The organism is Enterobacter sp. K510 (genome assembly GCF_055804875.1).
Window position 1 is genome coordinate 148,008 of record NZ_JBNRLQ010000011.1, and the last position, 7,911, is coordinate 155,918.

The window sequence follows — 7,911 nt, forward strand, 5'->3', positions numbered from 1 at the left end:
GCGCCGTCTGACCCGGCATCATGTCGCGAAAGAAAGGGGAGTGATGCTAATGGTCCGTGTCGTGCTGGTGGATGATCATGTTGTGGTACGGTCGGGGTTTGCGCAGCTCCTCGGCCTCGAAGAAGACGTGTGCGTGACCGGGCAGTTCAGCACCGCTGCGGAGGCCTGGCCCGCACTGCTTCAGGATGACGTTGACGTGGCGGTGCTGGATGTCGCCATGCCCGACGAAAATGGCCTCAGCCTGCTGAAACGCCTGCGTCAACAGCGCCCTGGCTTTCGCGCTATTATTCTCAGTATTTATGATACGCCCGCATTTGTGCAGAGCGCCCTGGACGCCGGGGCCAGCGGCTATCTCACCAAACGCTGCGGTCCGGAAGAGCTGGTGCAGGCGGTGCGATCCGTCGGCATGGGCGGTCATTATCTGTGCGCCGATGCCCTGCGCGCCCTGCGCGGCGGCGAACCCTCCGGTAAAGTGCTGAATATTCTCACCCCCCGCGAGCGGGAAGTATTCGATCTGCTGGTCAGGGGCGACAGCGTCAAAGAGATCGCCTTTAAGCTCGAACTGAGCCACAAAACCGTGCATGTCCATCGCGCTAACGTGCTGGGCAAGTTACAGTGCAGCAGCACCATTGAACTGGTGCATTTTGCCCTCGACCACCAGCTGCTGACGGGGCACTGATGTCGTCAGCGTCCCGGCGTTTTATGGTGCTGTCACTGTTTATCGTCCTGGCCTGGGGACCTGGCTGGCTGATGCTGTGGACGCTGAGTTTTTACCTCACCCATAACGGTCAGCAGGCGGTACTGTTTCTGCCGCAGGGCGTTTTTCTGGCGCTGCTGATTTTGCTGTCGCGCCGCTTCTGGCTGACGCTGTTACTTCCGTTGCTGGCGATGATTCTCTGGCTGCACAGCGAACAGTTGCTCACTGGTTACAACATGCTGGCCGCCCCCTTAATCGCGCTACCGGTGGCGCGTGTGGCGCACTATTACTGGCACCGTTTTCCCCTCTACTGGCATCGCCTGACGCTGCTGCTGACGGCGGTCACCGCCTGCGCCCTGCTGCAAACCCTGCTGCTGGCCCCCTTTCTGGAAAGTAAGGCGACGCTAATCGGTCTTGCCAGCTTCACCGGCGGCGTGCTGCTGACGCCCTTCGTCTACCTGATTTTTGAATTTCTGCGCCAGCAGCATCGCTATCATTTGCTGGGGCTGGACACCAGTAATCCGCCGCTGCGCACCTCGCTGATTATCTGGTGCAGCCTGTTTTTTATTATCGGTATTAGCACGCAGATGGTGCTGTCGCCGGAAATCGAACGGCTGCTGCTGATCGTGGTGTTTCTACCTAACGTCATCATGGCGTGGAAATTCGGCTGGCAGGGCGGGGTGCTGGCGGGGCTGCTCGGCAGCATGATGATCACCATCGCCCGTCAGGTGGGCATCGGTTTTGGCGATCTGCTGGAGCTGGAGATTTTCCTCGCCACCCAGGCGTTGCTCGGCATCGGGCTTGGGATCGCCATCAGCCGCCAGCAACATCTGGCGCAAAACCTCGATCGCTATCGCCAGCGGCTGGAGGTGGAGTTACAGGCGCGCCGCGCGCTGGCGGAGAAGCTGATCCACAGTGAAGAAGACACCCGCAAAAGCCTTGCCAGAGAGCTGCACGATGAGATCGGCCAGAACATCACCGCCATTCAGATCCAGTCGCAGCTGGTAAAACGCAGCGCGGGCAGCAGCCAGGCGCTGGACGCCGCCAGCCAGATTAACGATCTGGCCCGGCGTATTCACACCTCCACCCGCCAGCTGTTGCGGCAACTGCGTCCGCCGGTGCTGGATGAACTCTCCTTTCGCGAAGCGCTGCACCATCTGGTGAATGAGTTCGCCTTTGCCGAGCGCGGCATCATCTGCCGCTTTGATTACCGGCTCAGCGCGCCGCCGGAAAACGAAACCCTGATTTTTACCCTTTACCGCCTGTTGCAGGAGCTGCTGAACAACGTCTGCAAGCATGCGCAGGCCAGCCGGGTGAGCATTGTCCTTGAGCCGCGCGACGGGCAGATCTGGCTGACGGTCGCGGATAACGGTATCGGCCTACCGGCCGGGCAGTCCCCTGGCTTCGGCATTCAGGGGATGCGCGAGCGGGTGCATGCGCTGGGGGGCGATCTGGTGCTGGAGTCCGCTCAGGGGACGCGCGTAACTGTTAACCTGCCCACACTTTTGCCACAAAGCCCCCGTTAACCAGGAAAAAGTCTTAGTCAGTGCGGACTTTCTCTCATCCCCTTTTTCGTTCGCTTTCATATAGTCATTGTCACCGGAGGCCTTATGCAGGAACTGTCAGCCACTGCCATTAGCCAGCGCTACCGCCGTCTACGCCCGCGTTTATTGCTGTCGATGGTGGTGGGTTACGCGGCCTTTTACCTGACGCGCAAAAGCGTCAATTACGTGCTGCCCGCGCTGCAACTGGATCTCAGCTTAAGCAAGAGCGATATCGGCCTGCTGGGTTCGCTGTTTTATCTCAGCTACGGCCTGTCGAAGTTTGCCGCCGGACTCTGGCACGACAGCCACGGCAGCCGGGTCTTCATGGGTATCGGACTGTTTGCCACCGGGCTGTTAAACGTGCTCTTTGCGTTCGGCGATTCGCTGCCGATGCTGCTGTTCATCTGGACGCTGAACGGCTTTTTCCAGGGCTGGGGCTGGCCGCCATGCGCGCGCCTGCTGACCCACTGGTATTCGCGCAACGAGCGCGGCTTCTGGTGGGGCTGCTGGAATACCTCCATCAATATCGGCGGGGCGATTATCCCGCTGATCTGTGCCTTTGCCGCCCACTGGTGGGGCTGGCAGGCCGCGATGCTGACACCAGGGATCATCAGCATGGCGCTCGGCGTGTGGTTAACCATGCAACTGCGGGGCACACCGCAGGAAGAGGGGTTACCTTCCGTCGGGACGTGGCGGCAGGATCCGCTGGAATTACGTCAGGAGCAACAAAGCCCGCCGATGGGGCTGTGGCAGATGTTACGCACCACCATGCTGCAAAACCCGATGATCTGGTTGCTGGGCGTCTCTTATGTGCTGGTGTACCTCATCCGCATTGCGCTCAACGACTGGGGGAACATCTGGCTGGCGGAGAATCACGGCGTCAATCTGCTCAGCGCTAACGCCACCGTCATGCTGTTTGAAGTCGGCGGGCTGCTGGGGGCGCTGTTTGCCGGATGGGGATCGGATGTGATGTTCAGCGGGCAGCGCGCGCCGATGATTTTGCTGTTCACGCTCGGCCTGATGGTCTCCGTCGCCGCGCTGTGGCTGGCGCCGGTGCACCATTACGCGCTGCTGGCGATGTGCTTTTTTACCGTGGGCTTTTTTGTTTTCGGCCCGCAGATGTTGATTGGTCTGGCGGCGGTGGAGTGCGGTCATAAAGGGGCGGCGGGCTCCATCACCGGTTTTCTGGGGCTGTTCGCCTATCTGGGGGCGGCGCTGGCGGGCTGGCCGCTGTCACAGGTGATCGAAGGCTACGGCTGGTCGGGGATGTTTACCCTGCTGTCCGTCGCGGCGGCACTGATGGGTTTACTGCTGATGCCGCTGTTGATGGCGGGCATTACGGCTTCTAACACGCAAAGGATAAAAACATGAAAGTGACTCTGCTCTCTACGCTGGTAGCCACCGGCATTGCTTTAGCAACATTAAGCGGCGGCGCACAGGCAAAAGGCCGTCTAGTGGTCTATTGCAGCGCCACCAATGAAATGTGTGAAACCGAAACCAAAGCCTTCGGCGAAAAATACGATGTGAAAACCTCGTTTATCCGTAACGGCTCCGGCAGTACGCTGGCGAAAGTGGATGCGGAGAAGAAAAACCCGCAGGCGGATGTCTGGTACGGCGGCACCTTAGATCCGCAGTCGCAGGCCGGTGAAATGGGGCTGTTGCAGCCGTATAAATCCCCGAACCTTGAGCAGATCATGACGCAGTTCCGCGATCCGGCCAAAGTGAAAGGCAACCTGTCGTCGGCGGTGTATGTCGGCATTCTCGGCTTCGGGGTTAATACCGAGAAGCTGAAAGAGAAAAACCTGCCGATCCCGAAATGCTGGAAAGATCTGACCAAACCGGAATACAAAGGTGAGATCCAGATTGCCGATCCGCAAAGTTCCGGCACCGCCTATACCGCGTTCGCCACCTTCGTACAACTGTGGGGCGAAGATCAGGCGTTCGATTACCTGAAGCAGCTTAATACCAATATCTCTCAGTACACCAAATCCGGGATCGCCCCGGCGCGTAACGCCGCCCGCGGCGAAACGGCTATCGGCATCGGCTTCCTGCACGATTATTCGCTGGAAAAGGAGCAGGGCGCGCCGCTGGAGCTGATCTCGCCGTGCGAAGGCACCGGCTATGAAATCGGCGGCGTCAGTATTCTGAAAGGCGCGCGCAATGCCGACAACGCGAAGCTGTTCGTTGACTGGGTGCTGTCAAAAGAAGCGCAGGAGCTGGCGTGGAAGAAGGGCAAGTCCTATCAGATCCTGACCAACACCACGGCGGAAACTTCGCCGAACTCGCTCAAGCTCGACGATCTGAAGCTTATCAGCTACGACATGGACAAATACGGATCAACTGATGTGCGTAAGGCGCTGATCAATAAATGGGTCAGCGATGTGAAGATGGGGAAATAACCCCACGGCGGTCAATGCCGGGTGGCGGCGTTAACGCCTTACCCGGCCTACAACTTTCCCAACACCGGAACACTTATGTCACACACACTTGCACTCCATCCCGCCAGAAAGCGGGATGCGGTCTTCCTTTGGCTGCTTTTAGGCTGGCTGGCGTTCGCGCTGCTGCCGAGCTGGAGCCTGGATTATGGCCTGTTTGAATCCACGGCGGACGAAATTCTTGATGCGTACGCCTGGTCGCATCTTAACGTCAGCCTGCTGTGGTACCTGTTCCCCAGCCTGTTGCTGCTGCGCCCGTTCAGCGCGGCCAGCCGCGATCAACGCCGTCGCCACTGGTTTGACGCCGGCTGGGCGCTGGCCTGTATGGCGTTTATCGTTATCAGCGCGACGCTCGCCGGGCGTGGGCTGGGCTATGCCACCATCGTGCTGTTCATCTCCCTTGGCGCGATCATGACGCTGGCGTTGACCCGCCTTGAATGGCTGAGCGGCGACCGCTTTGTGATTGGCTCGCTGATCGCCATTATCGCGCTGATCGGCATTTTTATCGTCTGGCCGAGTATCGCCATCTTTATTCCGATGTTCACCACCGACAGCGGGGAATTCGCGCCGCTGGCCTTTATGACGGTGCTGTCGCAGGCGCATATCGTGCAGGTGATCGTCAACTCGATCCTGCTGTCGATGGCGGTGGGCGTGGGCTGTACCTTCTTCGGGCTGGTGCTGGCGATCTACACCACGCGCATCGCCCGGCGCAGCGCCATTATTGGCCGTATTTTCTCTATTCTGCCGATCGTTACGCCGCCCTTTGTGGTCGGGCTGGGCGTGACGCTGATGATGGGCCGCTCCGGTTATGTGACTGAACTGATGGTCGACTGGTTCGGCCTGACCAACACTAACTGGCTGTACGGTTTTACCGGTATCTGGATCGCGCAGGTGCTGGCCTTTACGCCGATGGCCTTTATGATCCTCGATGGCGCCATCAAAACCATTCATCCGTCGCTGGAAGAAGCCTCTTACACCCTGCGCGCCAGCCGCTGGCAGACCTTTAACGGCGTCTTTGTGCCGCTCTTAAAACCGGCGCTGGCAAACGCCTTTCTGATCGTCATCGTGCAGTCGCTGGCGGACTTCAGTAACCCGCTGGTGCTGGGCGGCAACTTCGACGTGCTGGCGACGCAGATCTATTTCTATATCACCGGCTCGCAGCTGGATTATCAGGCGGCCAGTACGCTGGGCGCCTTCCTGCTGCTGTTCTCGCTGCTGGTGTTCTGCATCCAGTACATGTGGATCGGTAAACGCTCCTACGTCACCGTCTCCGGGAAATCCTACCGTGGCGACGTGCAGCCGCTGCCGGTGACGCTGGTGTGGGGCGTGATGGCGCTGCTGGCGGTGTGGGTGGCATTCAATGCGCTGCTGTACGGCAGCATTTTCTACGGCAGCTTTACCGTCAACTGGGGCGTGGATTACACCCTGACGCTGGATAACTTTATCAAGCTGTTCGGTCAGGGGATGAGCGATGGCGCGTGGCCGTCACTGCTCGATACGCTGCTGTACGCCGGGATTGCCGCGCCTATTACCGCCATCTTTGGCCTGCTGATCGCCTGGGTGGTGGTGCGCCAGCAGTTCCGCGGCAAAAAGACTATCGAGTTCACCACCATGCTGTGTTTTGCCGTACCGGGCACCGTGGCGGGCGTTTCTTATATTCTCGCCTTTAACAGCGCCCCGGTGTACCTGACGGGCACCGCGGCCATTGTGATTATCTCCATGGTGATGCGTAACGTGCCGGTGGGTATTCGCGCCGGGATCGCGGGGCTGGGGCAGATCGACAAATCGCTGGATGAAGCCTCCCTCAGCCTGCGCGCCGGATCACTGCGTACCATTACGCACATTCTGCTGCCGCTGCTGCGCCCGGCGATCCTCTCGGCGCTGATCTACAGCTTTGTGCGCGCCATTACCACGGTGAGCGCCATTGTGTTCCTCGTCACGCCGGACACCCGTGTGGCTACGGCCTACATCTTAAACCGTGTTGAGGACGGCGAGTACGGCGTGGCCATTGCCTACGGCTCGATCCTGATTGTGGTGATGCTGGCGATCATCTTCCTCTTTGACTGGCTGATCGGTGAGGCGCGTATCTCCCGTTCAAAAGCTAAAAACCAGGCGTAAATTTATGACTCAGAAACATTTTGTTGAGCTGCGCAACGTGGGTAAAACCTTTGGCAGCAATGTGGTGATTGAAAATATCAACCTGGCGATCCCGCAGGGGGAGATGGTAACGCTGCTCGGCCCGTCCGGCTGCGGTAAAACCACGGTGCTGCGGCTGGTGGCAGGGCTGGAAAAACCAACCTCCGGGCAGATTTTTATCGACGGTGAAGACGTGACCGACAGTTCGATCCAGCAGCGTGATATTTGTATGGTGTTCCAGTCGTACGCGCTGTTCCCACACATGTCGCTGGGCGAGAACGTCGGCTATGGCCTGAAGATGCTCGGCGTGTCGCGCGCGGAGATCAAAACCCGCGTCAAAGAGGCGCTGGCGATGGTCGATCTGGATGGGTTTGAAGATCGCTATGTGGATCAGATTTCCGGCGGTCAGCAGCAGCGTGTGGCGCTGGCGCGCGCGCTGATCTTAAAGCCCAAAGTGCTGCTGTTTGATGAGCCGCTCAGTAACCTCGACGCCAACCTGCGGCGCAGTATGCGCGATAAAATTCGCGAGCTGCAAAAGCAGTTTAATATCACGTCGCTCTATGTCACCCACGATCAGAGCGAAGCCTTTGCGGTATCCGATACCGTGCTGGTGATGAATAAAGGCCACATCATGCAGATGGGCTCGCCACAGGATCTCTATCGTCAGCCTGCGTCGCGCTTTATGGCCAGCTTTATGGGCGATGCCAACCTGTTCCCGGCGACCTTCTCGGCGGATCATGTGGATATTTACGGTTACCGGCTACCGCGCCCGGCGCAGTTCGCCACCGTGGGAAGCGGGCAGGTGGGCGTGCGTCCGGAGGCGATCACGCTTGGGCAGCACGGCAGCGAAAGCCAGCGCTGCGTGATCCGCCATGTAGCCTATATGGGACCGCAGTATGAGGTGATTGTTGCGTGGCATGGGCAGGAGATTTTGTTGCAGGTGAATGCGACGCGATTGCAGCCGGACGTGGGGGAGAATTATTTCCTGGAGATCCATCCGTACGGGATGTTTGAGATGCGGGAGGCGGGTTAATCAGGGTGGCTTTTAGTGGAATGTTCCGTTCAATGGAATGTTCGGTTTAGTGGAATGTTCGGTTTA

The 7,911-nt window shown here is 59.0% G+C and carries 6 protein-coding genes; all 6 read left to right on the forward strand.

The features are described from left to right. The first annotated feature begins 49 nt into the window (after positions 1-49). Positions 50-679, forward strand: a complete 630-nt coding sequence (locus ACQUTD_RS18640) for a response regulator transcription factor (RefSeq protein WP_318373434.1) — start codon at positions 50-52, stop codon at positions 677-679. Further along, positions 679-2,223: an MASE1 domain-containing protein gene (locus ACQUTD_RS18645; RefSeq protein ID WP_473277004.1), complete on the forward strand. Its 1,545-nt coding sequence runs from the start codon at positions 679-681 to the stop codon at positions 2,221-2,223. The genes ACQUTD_RS18640 and ACQUTD_RS18645 overlap by 1 nt, the downstream gene beginning before the upstream one ends. An 84-nt stretch (positions 2,224-2,307) precedes the next feature. Next, on the forward strand, positions 2,308-3,612 hold the full coding sequence (gene uhpC / locus ACQUTD_RS18650) for an MFS transporter family glucose-6-phosphate receptor UhpC (RefSeq protein WP_473277005.1): 1,305 nt from the start codon (positions 2,308-2,310) through the stop codon (positions 3,610-3,612). Continuing rightward, a complete protein-coding gene (locus ACQUTD_RS18655) occupies positions 3,609-4,640 on the forward strand; it encodes an extracellular solute-binding protein (protein WP_473277006.1) in 1,032 nt (343 codons plus the stop codon). The genes uhpC and ACQUTD_RS18655 overlap by 4 nt, the downstream gene beginning before the upstream one ends. Before the next feature lie 75 nt (positions 4,641-4,715). Further along, positions 4,716-6,794: an ABC transporter permease gene (locus ACQUTD_RS18660; RefSeq protein WP_318363568.1), complete on the forward strand. Its 2,079-nt coding sequence runs from the start codon at positions 4,716-4,718 to the stop codon at positions 6,792-6,794. A 4-nt stretch (positions 6,795-6,798) separates the two neighbouring features. Beyond that, positions 6,799-7,845, forward strand: a complete 1,047-nt coding sequence (gene fbpC, locus ACQUTD_RS18665; RefSeq protein ID WP_473277007.1) for a ferric ABC transporter ATP-binding protein — start codon at positions 6,799-6,801, stop codon at positions 7,843-7,845. Positions 7,846-7,911: the final 66 nt, after the last annotated feature.

Coding starts and splice junctions, on each gene's coding strand:
- ACQUTD_RS18655 (WP_473277006.1), top strand. CDS start 3,609: ATGAAAGTGACTCTGCTCTCTACGCTGGTAGCCACCGGCATTGCTTTA.
- uhpC (WP_473277005.1), top strand. CDS start 2,308: ATGCAGGAACTGTCAGCCACTGCCATTAGCCAGCGCTACCGCCGTCTA.
- ACQUTD_RS18645 (WP_473277004.1), top strand. CDS start 679: ATGTCGTCAGCGTCCCGGCGTTTTATGGTGCTGTCACTGTTTATCGTC.
- fbpC (WP_473277007.1), top strand. CDS start 6,799: ATGACTCAGAAACATTTTGTTGAGCTGCGCAACGTGGGTAAAACCTTT.
- ACQUTD_RS18640 (WP_318373434.1), top strand. CDS start 50: ATGGTCCGTGTCGTGCTGGTGGATGATCATGTTGTGGTACGGTCGGGG.
- ACQUTD_RS18660 (WP_318363568.1), top strand. CDS start 4,716: ATGTCACACACACTTGCACTCCATCCCGCCAGAAAGCGGGATGCGGTC.